Source organism: Rhodovibrio salinarum DSM 9154 (assembly GCF_000515255.1).
GTDB classification, from domain to species: Bacteria; Pseudomonadota; Alphaproteobacteria; order Kiloniellales; family Rhodovibrionaceae; genus Rhodovibrio; species Rhodovibrio salinarum.
Window position 1 is genome coordinate 1,412,785 of the sequence record NZ_KI911559.1, and the last position, 21,653, is coordinate 1,434,437.

Here is a 21,653-nt window from a genome sequence, read left to right on the forward strand (position 1 = left end):
TATTGCCCGGGGCCTGCTTGTTCGCGTCGGGGGCCACGGCCACGTCCCGGCTCCTCGCCCGTCTTTTGTCGGATCGGTGTCGATTTATCTGGTTTGTCAGCTTGCGGTATGCCGCACTACGTCTGCGGTACGCCGCATTGGGGCGGGAGCATAGAGGGCATTCAAAGGGGGTCAAGGGCACCGCCGCTGTGCCAAACCCCCGCAGGGACCGCCAGAGCGTGGCGGCAGGGGACGAGAAGAAGCATGCGCGAACTGCTGCGCACCAACGATCCCGTGAAGCTTTCCTGGATCCAGGCGTTGCTGGCCGATGCCGGGATCGAGGCGGTGGTGCTGGACACCCATACCTCGATCGTCGAGGGGTCGATCGGCGCGATCCCGCGCCGGCTGTGCGTCCTGGCGGAAGATCTGGAGCGCGCGCGGCGGGTGCTGGAGGATGCGGGCGAGGGCTACAGCGAATGGTGAGGCCAGCCGATCCGGAAGCGGAGTCTACGGGGAGCGACGATCTGGCGGTGACGCACGACCGCCTGCTGGGGGGGCGGGTCGCGCTGGCCCAGCCGATGCATGGCTATCGGGCCGCCCTCGATCCGGTGCTGCTGGCCGCCGCGGTGCCGCTGCGGGGCGGCGAGCGGGCGCTGGAACTCGGCTGCGGCGCCGGGGCGGCGGCGCTGTGCCTGCTGGCGCGCGTGCCGGAGGGGCGGGTGAGCGGTCTGGAGGCGCAGCCCGCCTTGGTTCGCCTGGCCCGGTCTAACGCGGCGACAAACGACGTGGGCGATCGTTTCGAGGTATACGCGGGCGACCTGCTCGACCCGCCGTCGGACGTGGCGTCGGGCGCCTTCGACCATGCGTTCGCGAATCCGCCCTACCTGGCGGCCGGCACGGCGGATGCGCCGAGCGATCCGCTGCGCGCGGCGGCGAACGTCGAGGGCGCGGCGCGCCTGCCCGATTGGATCTCGGCGCTGGCGCGGGCAACACGGCGTGGCGGGACCGTTACGGTCATCCACCGCGCCGATCGCCTGCCTGAACTGTTGAGCGAGATGGGGCGGGTTGCTGGCGCGCTGGTCGTCTGTCCGCTTTGGCCCGCGGCCGGCAAGCCGGCCAAGCGCGTGCTGGTGCAGGGGCGTGTCGGCGTTGGCGGTCCGGCGACGCTCGCGACCGGCCTGACCCTGCATAGCGATGGCGGTTTTACCTTGGAAGCGCGCGCGATCCTGGAGGACGTTGTCCCGCTGAAGCTGCGATAGGGTGTCCAGCGTGAAAGTCCCCTATCGAATTTTCGCGTTTTAGCCCCAGGTGCGTGCAGGCCTGTAACCCATCCTTGGCAAACACCCGAACTCGGGGTCATTTAGCCACCATGATATATAAGCTCATCTCTCGGATTCCCGGCCTTAGACGCTTTTCCAAGAACAAGCCCGTGGTGCCCGTTCTGCGCCTCAACGGCGCGATCGGGCAGGGCGGGGCGCTGCGCTCGGGCCTGACCGCCAGCGCGCTGGCGGAGCCGATTCGCCGGGCGTTCTCCACCTCCGGCGCCAAGGCGGTGGCGCTCGCGGTCAATTCGCCGGGCGGTTCGCCCGTGCAGTCCGAGTTGATCGCCAGCCGGATTCGCCAGCACGCCGAGGAGAAGGACCTCAAGGTCTACGTTTTCTGCGAGGACGTCGCGGCCTCGGGCGGCTATTGGCTCGCGTGCGCGGGCGACGAGATCTATGCCTCGAAGGCTTCGATCGTGGGCTCGATCGGTGTGGTCGCGGCCGGCTTTGGCTTCCAGGACCTGATTCAGCGCTACGGCGTGGAGCGCCGGGTGCATACCAGTGGCGAGAAGAAGGTGATCCTCGACCCCTTCCAGAAAGAGGACCCGGACGAGGTCGCACGGCTCAAGGAGATCCAGGCGGAGATCCACGAACACTTTAAGGCGATGGTGCGCGACCGCCGCCAGGGCAAGCTGAACGCCGAGGAATCCGAACTCTTTTCCGGCGCGTTCTGGACCGGACAGGAAGCCTACAAGCTGGGCCTGATCGACGGCCTCGGCGAGCTGCGCCAGACGTTGCGGGGCGTGTTCGGCGAGAAGGTGCGGCTGCCGCTGGTCGAACCGAAGCAGTCCTGGCTCAAGCGCAAGTTCGGCGGCGCTTCCCTGAGTACCTTTTTCGACGGGGCTGGCGACGGCAGTTGGGCCGGCGATCTCCTGTCCGCGGCGGAAGAACGCGCGCTCTGGTCGCGCTATGGGTTGTAAGCCCTTCTCCGGGGGCGTGGCGGCGGGCTGACGCGCGGGTTTCAGCTATCAGGGGCGTTTTGCCGCAGGGTGCGGGCGCCCCAAGCTTCTCCCGACCGCTCACATCCCTTGGATGCGTGGCAGCCCTAGTGGGGTGCCACCGGCTTGACCAGCCCAAGGCGTCCGGGCCAAATGCGGGCATGTTCTCCTTTTCGAAACTGCTCGTTCTGGCTGCGGTGATCGCGGCCGTCTGGTTCGGCTTCAAGTACGTCGCGCGCCTGCAGTACCAGCGCGAGAAGGCCGCGGAGGCGCGCGACCGCGTCGAACGCCGGCGCGACGGCGAGCCGGTGAACGCCCGGAAAGGCCGCGAGAAGGCGCAGGACATGGTCCAGTGCCCGGCCTGCATGGCCTACGTCGCGCCCAAGGGCGCGCGTAACTGCGGCCGTCCGGACTGTCCGTATTAGCGACGGTCGCCCTCTCCCCTTCCTCTCAAGTGCGAGGCGCCCAAGCGGCCGTTTTCGCCAGCCATCAGCGGGACGCAAAGCTACGGAGGTACGGCGTTGATTCGCCGTATCGTCGCGGCTAAGGTCCGCGCCGTTCCCGCAGTGCACCACAACCGGCGGCAGCCCCGCGACCGGCGGGCGCTCAAGGCCCCGGCGAACCGCTAGGCAGACGACGCGATGCCCACCGAGGCCCGCAGCCAAGGCCGCGACACCCAACACCACGACCCCGAAACCTGTTTCCAGCGCCTGCTGCTGAAGCTCCAGACCTACTGGGCGGAGCGCGGCTGCGTGCTGCTGCAGCCCTACGACATGGAGGTCGGCGCGGGGACCTTCCACCCGGCGACCACTCTGCGTTCGCTTGGGCCGGAGACCTGGAACTGCGCCTATGTCCAGCCTTCGCGTCGGCCGACCGACGGGCGGTATGGCGAGAACCCCAACCGGGTGCAGCACTATTATCAGTTTCAGGTGCTGATGAAGCCCTCGCCGAAAGACAGCCAGGAACTCTACCTCGGCTCGCTGCGCGCGATCGGGATCGATACGCGCGCCCACGACATCCGCTTCGTGGAGGACGACTGGGAAAGCCCGACGCTGGGCGCCTGGGGCCTCGGCTGGGAGGTCTGGTGCGATGGCATGGAGGTCAGTCAGTTCACCTACTTCCAGCAGGTCGGCGGGATCGACTGCGATCCCGTGTCGCTGGAGCTGACCTACGGGCTGGAGCGCCTGGCGATGTACGTCCAGGGCGTGGAGAACATCTTCGACCTGGACTGGGACGGCGTGCCCAAGGACCAGGGCGGCAAGACCTACGCCGACGTCTTCCTGCAGAACGAGCGCGAATTCTCCGCCTACAACTTCGAGGAAGCGGATACCGAGGTGCTGTTCCGCCACTTCCAGGACGCGGAGAACGCCTGCAATCATCTGCTACGCCGCGATCCGCCGCTGTCCCTACCGGCTTACGACCAGTGCATGAAGGCGAGCCACCTGTTCAATCTGCTGGACGCCCGCGGCGTGATCTCGGTAACCGAGCGGGCCAGCTACATCGGCCGGGTGCGCGCGCTGGCGAAGGGCTGCTGCGAGGCGTGGCTGGCCAGCCGAACCCAGACGACCGACGCCGGGGAGGCGGCCTGATGCCCCAGTTCCTGCTTGAGCTGCGCAGCGAGGAAATCCCCGCGCGCATGCAGGCCAAGGCGTGCGCCGATCTGAAGAAGCTGGCCCAGCAGAAGCTGGAGGTCGCGAGCCTGAGCTACGAAGGGCTTGAGGGCTTCGTCTCCCCTCGCCGGCTTGCGCTTCTGGTCGATGGGTTGCCGGAGAAGCAGCCGGACACGCGCGAGGAGAAGAAGGGCCCCAAGGTCGACGCCCCGCAGAAGGCGGTCGACGGCTTCCTGCGCTCGGTCGGCTTGAACTCGATCGAGGAGGCGGAGCAGCGCGAGACCGAAAAGGGTACCTTCCTGTTTCACGTCCGCGAGATCGCCGGCCGGCCGACCCGCGAGGTGTTGGCCGACATGGCGGCGGAGCTGCCGCTGGAACTGCCTTGGCCGAAGTCGATGCGCTGGTCGGAGACGAGCGCGCGCTACGTTCGCCCGCTGCATGGCATTCTGGCCCTCTTTGGTGGCGAGCCGGTGCCGGGCCGCCTCGACCTCGGACGCGGCGAAGCGCTCGAGTTCACGACCGAAACGCGCGGCCATCCCTTCACGGCGCCGGAAGCCTTCGCGGTCGCGGACTTCGAGGACTACCGCGCCAAGCTGAAGCAGGCCGGGGTCGTGCTGTCGCGCGATGCCCGCCGCGAACGCATCCGCACGGAGGCTGAACGTGTCGCCGCGGCGGAAGGGCTGCGGCTGCGCCCCGACGACGGTCTCTTGGATGAGAACGCCGGCCTGACCGAGTGGCCGGAGGTGCTGCTGGGGCGGATCGAGGACCGCTTCATGGCGCTGCCGCCGGAGGTGCTGCAGGTCTCCATGCGCACCCACCAGAAGTATTTCGCCACCGAGACTGAATGCGGCCGGCTCGCCAACCGCTTCATCGTGGTCACCAACATTAAGACGCCGGACAACGGGGCCGCGATCGTCGCCGGCAACGAGCGGGTGCTGCGCGCGCGCCTGGCGGATGCCGAGTTCTTCTGGCAGACCGACCGCCAGCAGCCGCTGCGCGACCGGGTGGCGCAACTGCACGAGGTGGTTTTCCAGGAGAAGCTGGGTACGCTGCACGACAAGGTCGAGCGGATGCAGACGCTGGCCGCCACGTTGGCCGGGCCGGTCGGCGCGGATCGGGACAAGGCGCGCTCCGCCGCCTACCTCGCCAAGGCGGACCTCGTCACCGGCATGGTCGACGAGTTCCCCGAGCTGCAGGGCCTGATGGGCAGCTACTACGCTGAAGCCGACGGCGAGGCGCCGGAAGTCGTGCGCGCGGTTGGCGAGCACTATTCGCCACTGGGCCCGAGCGACGACTGCCCGAGCGCGCCCGAAAGCGTGGCCGTGGCGCTCGCCGACAAGCTGGACACGCTGACCGGCTTCTTCGCGATCGGCGAGAAACCGACCGGCTCCAAGGACCCCTACGCCCTGCGCCGTGCGGCGCTGGGCGTGGTGCGGCTGATCACGGATAACGGCCTGCGCGTGGGCCTGCGCGGCGCGCTTATCGAGGCGCACGGCCTGCTGCCGGAGGCGGTGCGCAAGGCCGCCAATGCCGGGACGGTCGCGGACGAAGTTCTCGCTTTCCTGACCGACCGCCTGAAGGTGGTGCTGCGCGATCGCGGCGTGCGCCACGACCTGATCGCGGCCGTGTTCGCGGTCGAGCGGCCCGAGGGCGGGCCGGAGGACGATCTGGTCCGGCTGCTGGCGCGGGTGGACGCGCTGGAAGGCTTTTTGCGTTCCGACGACGGCGCCAACCTGCTGATCGCGTATCGCCGCGCGGCCAATATCGTCCGGATCGAGGAGAAGAAGGACAAGCAGGTCTACGACACCGACGTTGCCGAGGACGCGTTGAGCGAGACGGCGGAGGCCAACCTGTTCCGCGCGCTCGATACCGCGGCGCGGCAGGCGAACGGTGCGTTGGCGCAAGAAGACTTCCAAGCCGCGATGCAGGCATTGGCAGAGCTGCGGGCGCCGGTCGACGCCTTCTTCGAGGACGTGACCGTCAACGCTCAGGATCCAACGCTCCGCGCCAACCGTTTACGCCTGCTGAAGCGGATCGGCACGACCTTGGCCCAGGTGGCCGACTTCTCGAAAATCGAAGGGTAGGGACGACCATGACCAAGTGGGTCTACAGCTTCGGTCCGAACGGCTCCGACGGCCGGGAAGACATGCGTCAGCTCTTGGGTGGCAAGGGCGCGAACCTGGCCGAGATGGCCTCGCTGCATCTGCCGGTGCCGCCGGGCTTTACCATCACCACCGAGGTCTGCGCCTACCAGATCAAGCACGGCGCCTATCCCGACGACCTGATGCAGCAGGTCCGCGAGGCGCTGAAAAGCGTCGAGAACGAGGTGGGCCACAGCTTCGGCGACCCGGAGAACCCGCTGCTGGTCTCCGTGCGCTCGGGCGCGCCGGTGTCGATGCCGGGCATGATGGATACGGTGCTGAACCTGGGCCTGAACGACGAGACGGTGGCCGGTCTGGCGCGCAAATCGGAAGACGAGCGCTTCGCCTTCGACAGCTACCGCCGGTTCATCCAGATGTTCGGCGACGTCGTGCTGGGCGTCGAGCATCACCGCTTCGAGGATGCGCTGGAACAGTACAAGGACGGCAAGGGCTACATCCTCGACACCGAGCTGACCGCCGATGACTGGCGTGAGCTGATCGAGGAGTACAAGGCGATCGTCAAGGCGGACACCGGCAATCCCTTCCCGCAGGACGTTCACGAGCAGCTCTGGGATTCCGTTGGCGCGGTGTTCGGCTCCTGGATGAACCAGCGCGCCAAGACCTACCGGCGTCTGCACAACATCCCCGAGGAGTGGGGCACGGCCGTCAACGTGCAGGCCATGGTGTTCGGCAACATGGGCGAGGACTGCGCCACCGGCGTCGCCTTCACCCGCGACCCCTCGACCGGCGACAACGACTTTTACGGCGAGTTCCTGCCCAACGCCCAGGGCGAGGACGTGGTCGCGGGCATCCGCACGCCGCAGCCGCTGACCGAGCACAGCCGGGAGAAGAACGAGAGCGACCTGCCGTCCATGGAACAGACCATGCCGGAGGTCTACCTTCAGCTGTGCGACGTGCGCGCCAAGCTCGAGTCCCACTACCTCGACATGCAGGACATCGAGTTCACCGTGCAGCGCGGCACGCTCTACATGCTGCAGACCCGCAACGGTAAGCGCACCGCCAAGGCCGCGCTTAAGATCGCCGTCGACATGGTGCACGACGGCCTGATCGGGCAAGAGCAGGCGGTGCAGCGGGTCACGCCGGGCTCGCTGGATCAGCTGCTGCACCCGACCCTCGATCCGGATGCGGAAAAGGACGTGATCTCCCGCGGTCTGCCGGCCTCCCCGGGCGCGGCCTCGGGTACCATCGTGTTTACCGCTGACGAGGCCGAACAGCGGGCCGAGCAGGGCGAGAAGGTGATCCTCTGCCGGGCCGAGACCTCGCCCGAGGACATCCACGGCATGCACGCCGCCGAAGGCATCCTGACCACCCGCGGCGGCATGACCAGTCACGCGGCCGTGGTCGCGCGCGGTATGGGCCGGCCCTGCGTCGCCGGGGCGGGCGAAATCCGGATCGACACCAAGTCCGGCACGATGCGCGCGCGCGACATCGAGTTGAAGGCCGGCGATACGATCACGATCGACGGCGGCTCCGGCGAGATCATGCGCGGCCGGGTACCCACCGTGGAGCCCGAGCTGTCGGGCGACTTCGCCACCTTGATGGGGTGGGCCGACAAGATCCGTCAGCTGGCGGTGCGCACCAACGCCGAGACGCCGAACGATGCCCGCACGGCCGTCAAGTTCGGGGCCGAGGGCATCGGCCTGTGCCGCACCGAGCACATGTTCTTCGAAAGCGACCGCATCGTCGCGGTGCGCGAAATGATCCTGGCGGATAGCGCGGAGGGACGGCGCAAGCCGCTCGAACGCATCCTGCCCATGCAGCGCGACGACTTCGCGCAGCTGTTCCGGATCATGCGTGGCCTGCCGGTGACCATCCGCCTGCTGGATCCGCCGCTGCACGAGTTCCTGCCCCACGAGGACTCCGAGATGGCGGAGATGGCGGAAGCGACCGGGCTGACGGTCGACGAGGTCCGTGCCCGGGCCAACCGCCTACGCGAGACCAACCCGATGCTGGGGCACCGGGGCTGCCGGTTGGGCGTGACCTATCCTGAAATCTACGAGATGCAGGTCCGCGCGATTTTCGAAGCGGCCTGTCAGGTTGCCGAAGAGGCGGGTGAGACGGTCGAGCCGGAGATCATGATCCCGCTGGTCGCCATCGACCGCGAACTGAAGCAGCTGCGCGAGCTGACCGACCGGGTCGCGGCCGAGGTGATGGAAAAGCACGGCCGAACGGTGAACTATCTGGTCGGCACGATGATCGAGCTGCCGCGCGCCTGCATGACGGCCAACCACATCGCGCAGCACGCCGACTTCTTCTCGTTCGGCACCAACGATCTGACCCAGACCGCCTACGGCATCAGCCGCGACGATTCCGCAAGCTTCCTGCCGTCCTACGAGCATCAGGGGATCATCGAGCGCGACCCCTTCATCACCATGGACCCGGACGGCGTCGGCGCATTGGTGCAGCTGGCGGCCGAGCGCGGCCGGCAGACCCGGCCCGACATCAAGCTCGGCATCTGCGGCGAGCACGGCGGCGATCCCGACTCGATCCGGCAGTGCCAGGAGGTCGGCCTGAACTACGTGTCCTGTTCCCCCTTCCGGGTGCCGATCGCCCGCCTCGCCGCCGCCCAGGCGGCACTCAAGGCTGGCTAGGGCAAGGGAGAAGGCTAGCGCCCGGCGGCGCGTGTGGGTCGGTGCGGCCCTGCGCCGCCGGGCGGCTGTTCAGCCAGCAACGCGGGTGTAGAGGTGTGTCTGCCCATCCCGTGTAAAGGCGAGGACATCCTGTACGCCGCCGCCGCGCATGCCGGGAGAATCCTGCGGCATGCCCGGCACGGCGATGCCGTGCACGTCCGGGCGCTCGGTCACCAGCTTTTCGATCGCGGGCAAAGGCACGTGCCCCTCGATCACATAGCCGTCGGCGATCGCGGTGTGGCAGGCGGCAAGCTGGGGCAGCAGGCCGACCTGTTTCTTGATCGACGAGACGTCTTGCAGATTGACGACCTCGACCGTCCAGCCGCTGGCGCGGAGGTAGTCCACCCACCGCTCGCAACAACCGCACGTCGGGCTCTTGTAGACGCGCATTGTCTTGGCCTCGGCCGCGTGGACGGGACCGAAGCTCGCCAGAACGCCTGTTGCGGTAATGCCGGCGACCGCCCCCAAGGCAAGCCGGCGTGAAATCGGTTTCCGACCAGCGTCGCGCGCCATCGTGCTCTCCATGTTGCCTGAAATGCCGTGCCTGCGGAACGCGACGGTCCATTCGATGCAGGCGCCCCTTATTGGAATATGCAACAGTACTCAGGCAGAACGGGCAAGACGGCGACTGAGAAAAATACGGCTTGACCTTCCGTCCACTGGAACCCCATCGAATTGTTCGATTACCCACGAAAGGACTCGTCGGCGCGCCTGGCCGTCTTAGAGGCGCGGCGGTTGGCTGACGCATCCCCCGTCACGCATGCGTGATCCTGTGCCGCGTTGAACCTGACGCGCGCGTGCTCCACCTGCTGAAACGGCACACTACCAAGGGAGATCGCATGCGTGTGACCACCAAGCCGCTTGGCGAGTACCCCTGGTACATTCGCCTGTTTTTCTGGAAGCAGAAGCGTACCTACGGGCAGGTGTTGGAGCCGGGGCTGGTCTGGGGCCGGTCGCCCAGGCTGTTCATGGGGGTGGCCCTGCTCTATGGCATGATCGAGCGGCGCCGGAATCCGCTCGCTCCGGCATTGCGCTCGCTGGTTACGGTGCGGGTCTCGCAGATCAACCATTGCCGCTTCTGCGTCGACGTCAATTCGGCGACCTTGATGAAGCGTGGCATCGGCGAGGAGAAGGTGGCCGCGCTGGACGATTGGCGGAACAGCAACCTGTTCGACGAAACAGAGCGCGCGGCGCTGGCCTACACCGAGGCGGTGACCTATTCCGACCGGGAGCCGGACGACGCGATTCACGAGGAACTGCGCCGCCATTTCGACGAGGATGCGGTGGTCGAACTGACCGGCCTGATCGCCTTCCAAAACATGTCGAGCAAGTTCAACGCGGCCCTCGACGTCCCACCGCAGGGCTTCTGCCGCCTGCCGCAAGCGGGGGAGTAGACGTTAGGGCTTCGCTAACGTTGATCGTGATTATCTGTTGTCGTCTCCGGGGGTGCAGGGTTACAACTGATCCCGGACGACGCAGAAGCGCACATATCTTGCGCGCGTCTGCAATGCGTGGACCGCCGGGTCGAGGATCATGGTGAAGCTGAATGCCACCAACGATCGGACTGTAAACGCCGCCGCGGCATCGGCTGCCGGCTTGGCGAACGGTGGTGTGCGTCTACCCGCTGACCGTCTCCTCGGTGATACCCTTCTTCTGCTTATCTGCCCCTGAACGCGCTGGCGCGTCAGTCGCCGGGGTGCGGGCGTTCAGGGGGGAGAGGGCAGCACAGCACCCCAGCCGCAAAATCACCGACACTTCGTGGCGACAGGTCATTTGTTGAGACCACGCCACCGGCTCGGAATCGCCGGAACCGCGCGCCCGTGTCGCGCGCCGTGCCCGAGCCTGCGGGACGAGGAAGGACGCGAGTAACACGCCATGACGACGCAGCCCGAAAACCACACCACGCCGGCGCACGATCAACGCTTCGGCGAGAACCACATCACCATCTTCGATACCACCCTGCGTGACGGCGAGCAGTCGCCCGGTTGTTCGATGAACAAGGAGGAGAAGGTCCAGGTCGCCAAGGTGCTCGACGCGATGGGCGTCGGTGTCATCGAGGGCGGTTTCCCGGTTTCCTCCAACAGCGACTTCGAGGCGGTCAGCGAGATCGCCGGGGTGGTGCAGAGCGCCCAGGTCGCCGGCCTGGCCCGCGCCCGGCCGGGCGACATCGACCGGGCGTGGCAGGCCCTCCAGCACGCCGCCAACCCGCGCATCCATACCTTCCTGTCCACCAGTCCGCTGCACATGAAGTACAAGCTGCAGATGGACCCGGAGGACGTCTATCAGGCGGTGATCGATAGCGTTACCTACGCCCGCAACCTATGCCCGAACGTGGAGTGGTCGCCGGAGGACGGCACGCGCACCGACCATGACTTCCTGTGCCGCTGCGTCGAGGCGGCGATCAAGGCGGGCGCGCGCACGATCAATATCCCCGATACCGTCGGCTATACCGTGCCGGACGAGTTCCGCGATCTGATCCGGATGCTGCGCAACCGCGTGCCGAACATGGATCAGGCGATCATCTCGGTGCACTGCCATAACGATCTGGGCCTGGCGGTGGCCAACTCGCTGGCCGCGGTCGAGGCGGGCGCCCGGCAGGTCGAATGCACCATCAACGGCATCGGCGAGCGCGCCGGCAACGCCGCGTTGGAAGAGATCGTCATGGCGCTCAAGACGCGCCAGGACATGATGCCCTACGAGACGGGCGTCGATAGCGGCTACATCACCAAGGCCTCGCGGCTGGTCTCCGGGATCACTGGCTTCAATGTGCAGCCGAACAAGGCGATCGTCGGCAAGAACGCCTTCGCGCACGAGTCCGGCATCCACCAGGACGGCATGCTGAAGAATGCCGAGACCTACGAGATCATGACCCCGGAAAGCGTCGGCCTGACGCGTTCGACGCTGGTGATGGGCCGGCACTCCGGCAAGCACGCCTTCAAGACCAAGTTGAAGGAACTGGGCTACGAGCTGTCGGACAACGAGCTGAAAGACGCCTTCCAACGCTTCAAGGACCTGGCCGGGCACAAGAAGGAGGTGTTCGACGAGGACCTGCTGGCGTTGGTCGACGACGCGGTGCTGCGGCACAACGACCACATCCGGTTCGTTCGTCTGGGCATCAACTGCGGCAACGACGGGCCGCAGACCGCCGATCTGGAACTGGAGGTCGAGGGCACGCGCAAGCGCGTCACCGCCGAAGGGTCCGGGCCGGTCGACGCCACCTTCCGCGCCATCCGGGAGATCTGGCCGCATGAGGCGACCCTGGAACTCTACCAGGTGCACGCGGTGACCGGCGGTACCGACGCCCAGGCCGAGGTCACGGTACGCCTGGAGGAAAACGGCAAGACCGTTAACGGGCAGGGCGCGGACTACGACACGCTGGTCGCCTCCGCCCGGGCCTACATCAACGCGCTCAACAAGCTGATGGTGAAGCGCGAGAAGCAGGTTCCGCCGGAAGAGGCGGCAGACGCACTGAGCGCGTAACTCTCGCTTAAAGCCGGGAAAATCGGTGAGGGTGGGACCCTTGGGACGAACCCGGGGCATCCCACCCTCGTTGCCGACACAGCTTCGCCATCTGTGCCTGTCCTCTCCCGTTCAGAAGAGGACAGCTTTTTTATCTTTCCCTGTTGCTGCCGTCCTGGCCGGGAAAAATCCTTGCCGTGCTGGGTCAAAAATCGTTAAGCGGGCGCGTGATCCTTTAGCGCGCGTTAACCACTTAGGGCACACTGTCGCGGCAGTGAATCGGCGGCGGCCTAGGCGCGACGACTCCGGTCGGTGCGTTCCCCGCGGCTACGGTGTGGGTCCCAAGGAGTTTCAAGAGCCACAATGTTTTCCCGTCTTCTCGGCGTCCTTAGCGCGGACATGGCCATCGACCTCGGGACCGCGAACACGCTGGTCTACGTGAAGGGCCGCGGCATCGTTCTGAATGAGCCCTCGGTGGTCGCAATCGCCGACCAGAAAGGCAAGAAACAGGTCCTCGCGGTCGGTGACGAGGCGAAGATGATGCTGGGTCGCACGCCCGGCAACATTCAGGCGATCCGTCCCTTGCGCGACGGCGTGATCGCCGATTTCGAAGTCGCCGAGGAGATGATCAAGCACTTCATCCGCAAAGTGCACAATCGCCGCTCCTTTGCCTCGCCGCAGTGCATCGTCTGCGTGCCCTCCGGCTCCACTGCCGTCGAGCGCCGCGCCATCCAGGAAAGCGCGGAGGCTGCGGGCGCGCGTCGGGTGTTCCTGATCGAGGAACCGATGGCGGCGGCGATCGGCGCGGGCCTGCCGGTCACCGAGCCGACCGGCTCGATGGTTGTCGACGTCGGCGGCGGCACCACCGAGGTCGCCGTGCTCTCGCTAGGCGGCATCGTCTATTCGCGCTCCGTGCGCGTGGGCGGCGATAAGATGGACGAGGCGATCATCGCCTACATCCGCCGCAACCATAACCTGCTGGTCGGCGAGGGCTCGGCCGAGCGGATCAAGAAGCAGATCGGCTCCGCCTGTCCGCCCGAGCACGGGGAAGAGGGCCGCACGATGGAGATCAAGGGCCGCGACCTGATGAACGGCGTGCCCAAGGAACTCGTCATCTCCGAACGGCAGATCGCGGAATCGCTGGCCGAGCCGGTCGGGGCGATCGTCGAGGCGGTGAAGGTTGCGCTCGAGCACTCGGCCCCCGAGCTTGCCGCTGACATCGTCGACAAGGGCATCGTCCTCACCGGCGGCGGCGCGCTGCTCGGCAATCTGGACTACGTTCTGCGCGCCTCGACGGGACTGCCGGTGTCGATCGCCGACGATCCGCTGTCGTGCGTGGCGCTTGGTACCGGTCGTTGCCTGGAAGAAATGAAGACGCTGAAGAACGTCCTCATTTCGATGTACTAGTCTTCTGGAACTGTAATTCATATCATTTACTGGATCAGTTTCGGGAGATGATGGGATGTCAGGTCGGGTGGCGGATGCAGTTGTTCTGAGTGACGAGGAGCAGGTTTTTCTCGAAGCGCAGGTTCGTCGGCATAAGGCGGCACGGTCGCTTTCGGATCGCTGCCGAATGATCCTTCTCTGTGCTCAGGGTTTGCAGAGTAAGGAAGTCGCGAACCGGCTCGGTGTGCATGAGCACACGGTTGGAAAGTGGCGCAGACGGTTCGTGAAGGACCGGATCGAGGGCCTCACGGACGAACATCGCCCCGGCCGGCCGCGCACAGTTTCGGACGACCAGGTTGCCGATGTGATCGAGCGCACGCTGCACACCACGCCCAGGGACGCCACCCACTGGTCGATCCGAACCATGGCCGCCGAGAGCGGGCTGTCGCACACCACGATCCGGCGGATCTGGACAGCCTTCGGCCTGCAGCCACACCGGAGCGAGACGTTCAAGCTCTCGACCGATCCCCTATTCGTCGACAAGGTGCAGGACATCGTCGGCCTTTACATGTCGCCGCCGAACCGGGCCATTGTGTTGTGCGTGGACGAAAAATCCCAGATCCAGGCGCTGGATCGCGAGCAACCGGTGCTGCCGATGGCGCCGGGTGTCGCCGAGCGGCGAACCCACACATACATTCGCTATGGCACCACGTCACTCTTTGCTGCGCTCGACATCGCCACAGGGGCGGTGATCGGGAAATGTTACAAGCGCCACCGGACGACAGAGTTCCTGGACTTTCTCAAGAAGGTCGATGCTGCCGTGCCGAAGGGGCCGGACGTGCATCTGGTGATGGATAACTACGCCACCCACAAGGCACCGAGCATCAAGGCCTGGTTGGCACGCCGCCCGCACTGGCACGTCCACTTCACCCCCACATCGGCAAGCTGGATCAACCAGGTCGAACGTTGGTTCGCGGAACTGACCCGCAAGCAGTTGCAACGCGGCGTTCACCGCTCGACCACCGAACTGGAAGCCGATATCGCTGCCTTCATCAAGGCGCATAACGAAAATCCAAAACCCTACAAATGGGTCAAATCCGCCGACGAAATACTCGCCGCCGTCAAGCGGTTCTGCCAGCGAACGGAGCAAACCCTATGCGCCGAACTTTAGATTCAGGTGACTAGGTCGAACGCGAAAAATTCACCTGCTCGGCGGGTCTGTTGTTTAATCCTTAACCGTTCTTGTCTAGTTTGGCATCTGCCGCCAACATGCGTCGGGTCCGATTCGGACCGAATGTGCGGCAGTCGGGAGGCACCGCGTGAGACGACCGGCAGGAACGCTGCTGACCTTGGCAACGCCGATCCGGGCGTGGGCCCAGCGCTTCGCTTTCCTGCTTCTCGTGGGTGCGGCCTTCGCCTTGATGCTGCTCGGCAAGGCGGACACGGTCTTTGTCGAACGCGCCCGTACCGCGATCACCGATACCGTTACCCCCGTTCTGGACGTCGTTTCGCGGCCGATCGCCTCGGTTGCGGAGGTGCTGCGCGAGGGGCAGGAGCTGGCGGCGCTGCGCGCGCAGAACGCTGCGCTGCGCCAGGAAAACGCCCGGCTGCAGCATTGGCAGACGGTGGCCCGGCGCTTGCAGGCCGAGAATACAGCCCTCAGCCAGTTGCTGAATGTCGCCCCCGAGCCCAGCACCAGCTACGCCACCGGCCGGGTCGTTGCGGATACCGGCGGGGCGTTCGTGCGTTCCGTGCTGATCAACGCGGGCCGCACGATGGGCGTGCAGAAGGGCCAGGCGGCCTTGGCGGGCGATGGGCTGGCCGGGCGTGTGGCCGAGGTGGGCCAGCACAGCGCGCGCGTGCTATTGCTGACCGATATCAACTCGCGCATTCCAGTCGTGATCGCCGACAGCCGCTATCGCGGCATTCTCGCGGGCGACAATACCTCCCGCCCGCAGCTGCGCTACCTGCCGGAGGAAGCCCGGCCGAAACCGGGCGAGCGGATCGTCACCAGCGGCCACGGCGGCGTCTTCCCGCCGGGACTGCCGGTTGGCCGGGTGGCCACGGCGGAGGAGGGCAACGTCCGGATATCTCCGTTCGCCGACTGGAACCGGATGGAATTCCTGCGCGTGGCCGACTATCGCATGCCGGGAATTCTGATGACCGATGGCGCGACGGCGCCCAAGCCGCCGGGCACGCCACGTCCGGGGATGGACAGGCTGCCCGAATTGCCGAGCGCAAGCGGCGAGGGCGGCGCGCTGGCCGAGCGCGCGTTGGAGGCGGAGGCCCCGCGCGAGTGATCCGGTGGGCGCAGCTTGCGCTTGGGCACGTCGGACGACGCATGCGCACAGGCGCCATGGAGTTTGATCATGTCAGCCGAACGTGTCGCAGGACCGCGGGGAGTGCGGCGTGAAAACGACCTTTTGGCAGCGCCTCGATCTGGTCGCGCGTCAGATCACGCCGCTACTGCTCACCCTGGCCCTGGTGACACTGACGCTGGTGCCTTATCGGATTCCGGACTTCGCGCCGGTGGTGCCGTGGCTCGCGCTGATCAGCGTGTACTATTGGTCGGTCCACCGGCCGGATCTGATGCCGGCGGCAGTGGTGTTCCTGATCGGGCTGTATCACGATCTTGCCGGCGGCACGGCGCTGGGCGTGGGCGTTCTGATCCTGCTGCTGGTGCATGCGCTGATCGCCACCCAGCGGCGCTTCTTCATCAGCCGGTCGTTCTTCGTCGTCTGGGCCGGCTTCGCCATCATCGCGCTGGGCGCCAGCGTGGTGCTCTGGCTGCTGAACGCGATCCTGGCCGGTGCCTTGATCGGGCCCCGTCCGGCGGTGTTTCAATTCCTGACGACGGTGGCGGCCTATCCGCCGCTCGCCTGGCTGTTCGCGCAGGTGCAGCGGGCGGTGCTGCGCTGACCAGGGCCGGGCGCGTGGCGGCCTGATAAGCGTCCTTGCGGACCCGCACGAGAGACCGACAACGATGGCGTTGCTGAACGAAGATCATAGCCGCTTCAAGACCTTTTCCCGGCGGGCAGCCCTGCTGGGCGGGGGCAAGGCGCTGCTGTTCGGCGCGCTGGCGGCGCGGTTGTACTACCTGCAGGTCGTCGAATCGGACAAGTACGCCACGCTCGCCGAAGACAACCGCATCTCCCTGCGCCTGCTGCCCCCGCCGCGCGGGCGGATCCTCGACCGTTTCGGCATCCCGCTGGCGGCGAACGAGCAGAACTACAAGGTCGTTCTGGTCGCCGAGCAGGCGAACGACGTTGAGCGCACGCTCGACCGTCTGGGGCAGGTCATCGAGCTGAGCGCGGACGAGCGCGCGCGGATCATGACCGAAGTGCGCAAGAAGCGCGCCTTCGTGCCCGTCACCGTGCGGGAGTACCTGGATTGGCAGACGGTCAGCCGGATCGAGGTGAACGCGCCCGACCTCCCGGGCATTTCGATCGACGTCGGCCAGACCCGCGCCTATCCGTTCGGCAAGGAAATGGCGCACGTCCTTGGCTACGTCGCCGCGGTGTCGGAGGCCGAGCTGAAAGCGGCCGAGGACCCGCTGCTGGAACTGCCGGGCTTCAAGATCGGCAAGAACGGGCTGGAAAAGGAATACGACGAGAAGCTGCGCGGCACCGCCGGCACCACGACGGTCGAGGTCAACGCCGTTGGCCGCACCATCCGCGAGCTGAAGCGCGAGGAAGGCACACCCGGACAGGATTTGGTGCTGAGCGTCGACAATCAGCTGCAGGCCTACGTGCAGCAGCGTCTGGCGGGCGAGAAGAGCGCCTCCGTCGTGCTGCTGGACATTGCCACCGGCGGCGTGCTGGCGCTGGGCTCCGTGCCGTCCTACGACCCGAACGCCTTCAACCTCGGCATCTCGTCAAGCCACTGGCGTCAGCTGCTGAACGACCCGCTGCACCCGCTGACCAACAAGGCGACCGCCGGACTCTACAACCCGGGCTCGACCTACAAGATGGTCGTCGCGTTGGCGGCCCTGGAGGCGGGGATCGATCCCGCGGAGGAGGTCTACTGCCCGGGGCACTACGATCTGGGCAATGCCCGCTTCCACTGCTGGAAGCGCTGGGGCCACGGCAAGATGGACATGCACGCCGCGATCAAGGAGTCGTGCGACGTCTATTTCTATGACGTCTCGCGCCGGGTTGGCGTCGATAACATCGCGGCGATGTCGAACAAGCTGGGCCTGGGCGCGCGCACCGGTCTCGACCTGCCGGGCGAGCGCGGCGGCACGATCCCGACCAAGGCCTGGAAACGCGCCCAGATCGGCGAGCCCTGGCAGGGCGGCGAGACCCTGGTCACCTCGATCGGGCAGGGCTTCGTGCTGACCTCGCCGCTGCAACTGGCGGTGATGACCGCGCGTATCGCCGGCGGCCATGCCGTGACCCCGCACTTCGCCCGCGACCTGCAACCGCGCGGCGACGACGATCCCACGGCACAGGCGGTTGATGCCGCCCAGGCGATGGCGGCCCGGCAGGGCGATCCGGCGGAGGCGGCTGCCGCCACGCCCGCCGCCCGTGCCGGCCTGTTCCCCAAGCTGGATATCCCCGAGGCCGATCTGGCATTGATCCGCGATGCCATGGATGCCGTGGTCAACGAACGCGGCGGCACCGCCTACAGCAAGCGGATTACCCGCGAGGGCTGGGCCATGGCCGGTAAGACCGGCACCTCGCAGGTGCGCCGGATCACCATGGCCGAGCGTCGGCAGGGCGTGGTCGAGAACGAGGACCTGCCGTGGCGCCGGCGCGACCACGGCTTATACGTCGCCTTCGCGCCCGTGCACGCGCCGCGCTACGCCTGCGCGGTCGTGGTCGAGCACGGCGGGGGCGGCAGCAGCGCCGCCGCGCCGATCGGCCGCGACGTGTTGACGGAGGCCCAGCGCCTCGATCCGCTGGCCAACGACTCGCCGCGGCAGATCGCGGACGCCCCCTCGCGGACGCAGGGCACGGGGCGCATGCCATGAGCCTTGCCGGTTTCAACCGCAACCCCGAACTCAGCCTGGGTCAGAAGATCCTGCAGGTGAACTGGGGCCTGATCCTGCTGATCGCGGCGTTGGCGGGGATCGGCTGCGTGATGCTCTACTCTGCGGCCGATGGCAGCCTGACGCCGTGGGCCCAGCGGCACGCCCTGCGCTTCGGCGGTGGCCTGGTGCTGCTGCTGACGGTCGCGATGTTCGACATCCGCTTCTGGTTCCGCTGGTCGTATCCAATCTACGTGGTCGGCGTGTTGCTGCTGATCGCCGTGGAGGTGATGGGCACGGTCGGCATGGGCGCGCAGCGCTGGATCCAGCTGGGCCCCCTGACCCTGCAGCCGTCCGAGGTGATGAAGGTCGCCATCGTAATGGCACTCGCCCGTTACTTTCATGGCATGGCGGAAGAGGAGATCGTCCGTCCGACCAAGCTGATCGGGCCGCTGGTGCTGGTTGGCCTGCCGACCGTGCTGGTGCTGAAGCAGCCCGACCTGGGCACCTCGCTGATCCTGATCATGGTTTCCGGCGTGCTGTTCTTCGCCGCCGGCGTGCGCTTGTGGAAGTTCGGCGTCGTCGCGGCGTTGGGCGCGGCCGCGGTGCCGGTCGCCTGGCAGTTTCTGCACGACTATCAAAAGCAGCGGGTGCTCACCTTCCTGAACCCGGAAAGCGATCCGCTGGGCGCCGGCTACCACATCATGCAGTCCAAGATCGCGCTGGGGGCCGGCGGGATGTTCGGCAAGGGGCTGCTGGAGGGTTCGCAGTCGCATCTGAACTTCCTGCCGGAAAAGCAGACCGACTTCATCTTCACCATGCTGGCCGAGGAGTTCGGGCTGATGGGCGGGGTGGCGCTGCTGGTGCTGTACGCGCTCGTCATCCTCTATGGCTTCGCAATCGCGTTGCGCGCCCGCAACCAGTTCGGCCGCCTGCTCGCGATCGGCCTGACAGCCAACCTGTTCCTCTACGTCTTCATCAACATCGCCATGGTGATGGGCCTGATCCCGGTGGTCGGCGTGCCGCTGCCGCTGGTCTCCTACGGTGGCACGGCGATGCTGGCGATCATGATCTCGTTCGGTCTGGTGGTCTCGGTCTACGTCCACCGCGACGTGCGCATCCCGCGCCGCGGCCTGGGCGAGGAGGATTGACCCTAGGTCTCGGGGGCACTGGCGGCTGTGCGTCGGGCGCCGGAGAGCAGCGCGGGCCGGCCGGAGTCGGACACGGCTTGGCAAAAACCACGGGCCTGAGACAAAACAGGCCTTCACAAAGCCCCCGCGCCTTGCTATCACCCGGCCCGCGTTGGGCCTGTAGCTCAGTTGGTAGAGCAGTCGACTCTTAATCGACTTGTCCAAGGTTCGAGTCCTTGCAGGCCCACCATCCCCTCCCTTCCGGTAATGTTCGCCCGCCGTTGGCGGAACCGCTGGTAAGTGCTCTGAGCGGGCACCATTCGTCCGCGACCGAGACGCCAACGCGGCCGTTGCGGCTGACGCTCGATCTCTAAGCGGCTATAATGTACATCGTGCAGGTGTCGCCGTCGTAGCAGTTGCGGCTGACGCTCGATCTCTAAGCGGCTATAATCGCCACGCCCCGCATGCGCCCGCCGGCGTAGTTGCGGCTGACGCTCGATCTCTAAGCGGCTATAATACGATATTATGTCGATAACTCGCGTACAAGGTTGCGGCTGACGCTCGATCTCTAAGCGGCTATAATTAAAGCTGCATCCCACCGACCAATTCGGTCGTTGCGGCTGACGCTCGATCTCTAAGCGGCTATAATAACCGCATAATGCGGTCGATGTTGTGGACAGTTGCGGCTGACGCTCGATCTCTAAGCGGCTATAATGATACCTCGACGCGGTTCACCGGATGATGGGTTGCGGCTGACGCTCGATCTCTAAGCGGCTATAATGCCGGGCCGGAGCGGGATCGGGTCCACACCGTTGCGGCTGACGCTCGATCTCTAAGCGGCTATAATGATAGCGGTCCGCAATAGCCTCGTCAGAAAGTTGCGGCTGACGCTCGATCTCTAAGCGGCTATAATGCTCCAAGAATATATTGACAATCACTGCAGTTGCGGCTGACGCTCGATCTCTAAGCGGCTATAATGGCACATCATGGTGCGGCAGCAGAAGACCGGTTGCGGCTGACGCTCGATCTCTAAGCGGCTATAATGTTCGAGGAAGTCGGGCGGTCAATTCAATCGTTGCGGCTGACGCTCGATCTCTAAGCGGCTATAATCGAGTTCCGCAAGACGTTGTTCGAGGACAAGTTGCGGCTGACGCTCGATCTCTAAGCGGCTATAATGCTTCGGCTTGCTCATTCCGGTCTCGCGAGTTGCGGCTGACGCTCGATCTCTAAGCGGCTATAATGGCCTTCATGTCGCCGCGGTAGGTGTTGGAGTTGCGGCTGACGCTCGATCTCTAAGCGGCTATAATATTTCTGACCTACGCCGAGGGTGCGCCGCAGTTGCGGCTGACGCTCGATCTCTAAGCGGCTATAATGAACACCCGTATGCAGTCGTGGTCGCGTACGTTGCGGCTGACGCTCGATCTCTAAGCGGCTATAATCTTCCTGAGTATCGGGGCGGCGCGACGACATGTTGCGGCTGACGCTCGATCTCTAAGCGGCTATAATGGATCTCTACAGCGGGAAAGTCCTGGCCTGGTTGCGGCTGACGCTCGATCTCTAAGCGGCTATAATAAACAATTGGCGCACTAGCACGAAAGCTGAGTTGCGGCTGACGCTCGATCTCTAAGCGGCTATAATCCTGCCCGACGGCCTGCGGGCCGGCATCCCGTTGCGGCTGACGCTCGATCTCTAAGCGGCTATAATGATATGGAGTTCGCTGCGCGTCCGTGGGAGTTGCGGCTGACGCTCGATCTCTAAGCGGCTATAATGCTCTTGGCCGCGGTAGGCGGTCGAGACGGTTGCGGCTGACGCTCGATCTCTAAGCGGCTATAATGGTTTCGAGAGCACGTCGACCCCTGCGAAGTTGCGGCTGACGCTCGATCTCTAAGCGGCTATAATGGTGCCCCGATCTCGACGGTGATCCGCTCGGTTGCGGCTGACGCTCGATCTCTAAGCGGCTATAATCGGCCGGCAACGCCGACGCCGGCGTCGAGTGTTGCGGCTGACGCTCGATCTCTAAGCGGCTATAATGACGACGCCCACGACGACCGGCACACGCAAGTTGCGG

General features: G+C 65.9%; 16 protein-coding genes, 1 tRNA gene and 1 CRISPR repeat array (1 of these 18 running past the window's edge). Of the genes, 16 read left to right on the forward strand and 1 reads right to left on the reverse strand.

Annotation, left to right across the window (positions count from 1 at the left end; genetic code table 11):
• The first annotated feature begins 243 nt into the window (after positions 1 to 243).
• The 7 genes from RHOSA_RS0106565 to ppdK all read left to right on the forward strand — a co-directional run bounded on the left by RHOSA_RS0106565 (position 244) and on the right by ppdK (position 8,602).
• On the forward strand, positions 244 to 462 hold the full coding sequence (locus RHOSA_RS0106565; RefSeq protein WP_027288051.1) for a putative signal transducing protein: 219 nt from the start codon (positions 244 to 246) through the stop codon (positions 460 to 462).
• The gene (locus RHOSA_RS0106570; RefSeq protein WP_027288052.1) at positions 456 to 1,238 is read left to right on the forward strand and encodes a tRNA1(Val) (adenine(37)-N6)-methyltransferase; all 783 of its coding nucleotides are present in this window, start codon (positions 456 to 458) and stop codon (positions 1,236 to 1,238) included. Before RHOSA_RS0106565 ends, RHOSA_RS0106570 begins: the two co-directional genes overlap by 7 nt.
• Positions 1,239 to 1,411: 173 nt before the next feature.
• Positions 1,412 to 2,221 (forward strand): S49 family peptidase, encoded by an 810-nt coding sequence (locus RHOSA_RS0106575; RefSeq protein ID WP_244880624.1) that lies wholly within the window; start codon positions 1,412 to 1,414, stop codon positions 2,219 to 2,221.
• Between the two features lie 179 nt (positions 2,222 to 2,400).
• A complete protein-coding gene (locus tag RHOSA_RS0106580) occupies positions 2,401 to 2,664 on the forward strand; it encodes a hypothetical protein (protein WP_027288054.1) in 264 nt (87 codons plus the stop codon).
• Positions 2,665 to 2,880: 216 nt separating this feature from the next.
• Positions 2,881 to 3,828, forward strand: coding sequence for a glycine--tRNA ligase subunit alpha (locus RHOSA_RS0106585; RefSeq protein ID WP_051431884.1), 948 nt, complete (start codon positions 2,881 to 2,883; stop codon positions 3,826 to 3,828).
• Complete coding sequence (gene glyS, locus RHOSA_RS0106590; protein WP_027288056.1) at positions 3,828 to 5,933, forward strand: glycine--tRNA ligase subunit beta; 2,106 nt, start codon at positions 3,828 to 3,830, stop codon at positions 5,931 to 5,933. The genes RHOSA_RS0106585 and glyS overlap by 1 nt, the downstream gene beginning before the upstream one ends.
• 8 nt (positions 5,934 to 5,941) lie before the next feature.
• Complete coding sequence (gene ppdK / locus RHOSA_RS0106595) at positions 5,942 to 8,602, forward strand: pyruvate, phosphate dikinase (RefSeq protein ID WP_027288057.1); 2,661 nt, start codon at positions 5,942 to 5,944, stop codon at positions 8,600 to 8,602.
• A gap of 69 nt (positions 8,603 to 8,671) precedes the next feature.
• Here ppdK and RHOSA_RS0106600 read toward each other — a convergent pair whose 3' ends face one another.
• Entirely contained in the window at positions 8,672 to 9,154 is a 483-nt protein-coding gene (locus RHOSA_RS0106600) for a DUF411 domain-containing protein (RefSeq protein ID WP_037255826.1), read from the reverse strand.
• A gap of 326 nt (positions 9,155 to 9,480) precedes the next feature.
• Between RHOSA_RS0106600 and RHOSA_RS0106605 the strand changes: the two genes are divergently transcribed.
• From RHOSA_RS0106605 to RHOSA_RS0106645, 9 genes are all read left to right on the forward strand, one after another.
• Positions 9,481 to 10,035 (forward strand): carboxymuconolactone decarboxylase family protein, encoded by a 555-nt coding sequence (locus RHOSA_RS0106605; RefSeq protein ID WP_027288059.1) that lies wholly within the window; start codon positions 9,481 to 9,483, stop codon positions 10,033 to 10,035.
• 481 nt (positions 10,036 to 10,516) lie between these two features.
• The gene (locus RHOSA_RS20920) at positions 10,517 to 12,121 is read left to right on the forward strand and encodes a 2-isopropylmalate synthase (protein ID WP_051431885.1); all 1,605 of its coding nucleotides are present in this window, start codon (positions 10,517 to 10,519) and stop codon (positions 12,119 to 12,121) included.
• Positions 12,122 to 12,463: 342 nt separating this feature from the next.
• Positions 12,464 to 13,507: a rod shape-determining protein gene (locus RHOSA_RS0106615; protein ID WP_027288060.1), complete on the forward strand. Its 1,044-nt coding sequence runs from the start codon at positions 12,464 to 12,466 to the stop codon at positions 13,505 to 13,507.
• Positions 13,508 to 13,562: 55 nt separating this feature from the next.
• Complete coding sequence (locus tag RHOSA_RS0106620; RefSeq protein WP_027288061.1) at positions 13,563 to 14,657, forward strand: IS630 family transposase; 1,095 nt, start codon at positions 13,563 to 13,565, stop codon at positions 14,655 to 14,657.
• A gap of 148 nt (positions 14,658 to 14,805) precedes the next feature.
• Positions 14,806 to 15,786: a rod shape-determining protein MreC gene (gene mreC, locus RHOSA_RS20925; protein WP_081728534.1), complete on the forward strand. Its 981-nt coding sequence runs from the start codon at positions 14,806 to 14,808 to the stop codon at positions 15,784 to 15,786.
• 109 nt (positions 15,787 to 15,895) lie between these two features.
• A complete protein-coding gene (gene mreD, locus RHOSA_RS0106630) occupies positions 15,896 to 16,405 on the forward strand; it encodes a rod shape-determining protein MreD (protein WP_027288062.1) in 510 nt (169 codons plus the stop codon).
• Between the two features lie 64 nt (positions 16,406 to 16,469).
• Positions 16,470 to 18,458, forward strand: a complete 1,989-nt coding sequence (mrdA, locus tag RHOSA_RS0106635) for a penicillin-binding protein 2 (RefSeq protein ID WP_027288063.1) — start codon at positions 16,470 to 16,472, stop codon at positions 18,456 to 18,458.
• Entirely contained in the window at positions 18,455 to 19,606 is a 1,152-nt protein-coding gene (gene rodA / locus RHOSA_RS0106640; protein ID WP_027288064.1) for a rod shape-determining protein RodA, read from the forward strand. Before mrdA ends, rodA begins: the two co-directional genes overlap by 4 nt.
• 153 nt (positions 19,607 to 19,759) lie before the next feature.
• Positions 19,760 to 19,835: transfer RNA gene (locus RHOSA_RS0106645), tRNA-Lys, on the forward strand.
• Positions 19,836 to 19,934: 99 nt separating this feature from the next.
• A CRISPR array of direct repeats spans positions 19,935 to 21,653; the repeat unit is 36 nt; unit sequence GTTGCGGCTGACGCTCGATCTCTAAGCGGCTATAAT (it continues 358 nt past the right edge of the window).

Coding starts and splice junctions, on each gene's coding strand:
- RHOSA_RS0106565 (WP_027288051.1), top strand. CDS start 244: ATGCGCGAACTGCTGCGCACCAACGATCCCGTGAAGCTTTCCTGGATC.
- RHOSA_RS0106570 (WP_027288052.1), top strand. CDS start 456: ATGGTGAGGCCAGCCGATCCGGAAGCGGAGTCTACGGGGAGCGACGAT.
- RHOSA_RS0106580 (WP_027288054.1), top strand. CDS start 2,401: ATGTTCTCCTTTTCGAAACTGCTCGTTCTGGCTGCGGTGATCGCGGCC.
- RHOSA_RS0106585 (WP_051431884.1), top strand. CDS start 2,881: ATGCCCACCGAGGCCCGCAGCCAAGGCCGCGACACCCAACACCACGAC.
- glyS (WP_027288056.1), top strand. CDS start 3,828: ATGCCCCAGTTCCTGCTTGAGCTGCGCAGCGAGGAAATCCCCGCGCGC.
- ppdK (WP_027288057.1), top strand. CDS start 5,942: ATGACCAAGTGGGTCTACAGCTTCGGTCCGAACGGCTCCGACGGCCGG.
- RHOSA_RS0106600 (WP_037255826.1), bottom strand. CDS start 9,154: ATGGCGCGCGACGCTGGTCGGAAACCGATTTCACGCCGGCTTGCCTTG.
- RHOSA_RS0106605 (WP_027288059.1), top strand. CDS start 9,481: ATGCGTGTGACCACCAAGCCGCTTGGCGAGTACCCCTGGTACATTCGC.
- RHOSA_RS20920 (WP_051431885.1), top strand. CDS start 10,517: ATGACGACGCAGCCCGAAAACCACACCACGCCGGCGCACGATCAACGC.
- RHOSA_RS0106615 (WP_027288060.1), top strand. CDS start 12,464: ATGTTTTCCCGTCTTCTCGGCGTCCTTAGCGCGGACATGGCCATCGAC.
- RHOSA_RS0106620 (WP_027288061.1), top strand. CDS start 13,563: ATGTCAGGTCGGGTGGCGGATGCAGTTGTTCTGAGTGACGAGGAGCAG.
- mrdA (WP_027288063.1), top strand. CDS start 16,470: ATGGCGTTGCTGAACGAAGATCATAGCCGCTTCAAGACCTTTTCCCGG.
- rodA (WP_027288064.1), top strand. CDS start 18,455: ATGAGCCTTGCCGGTTTCAACCGCAACCCCGAACTCAGCCTGGGTCAG.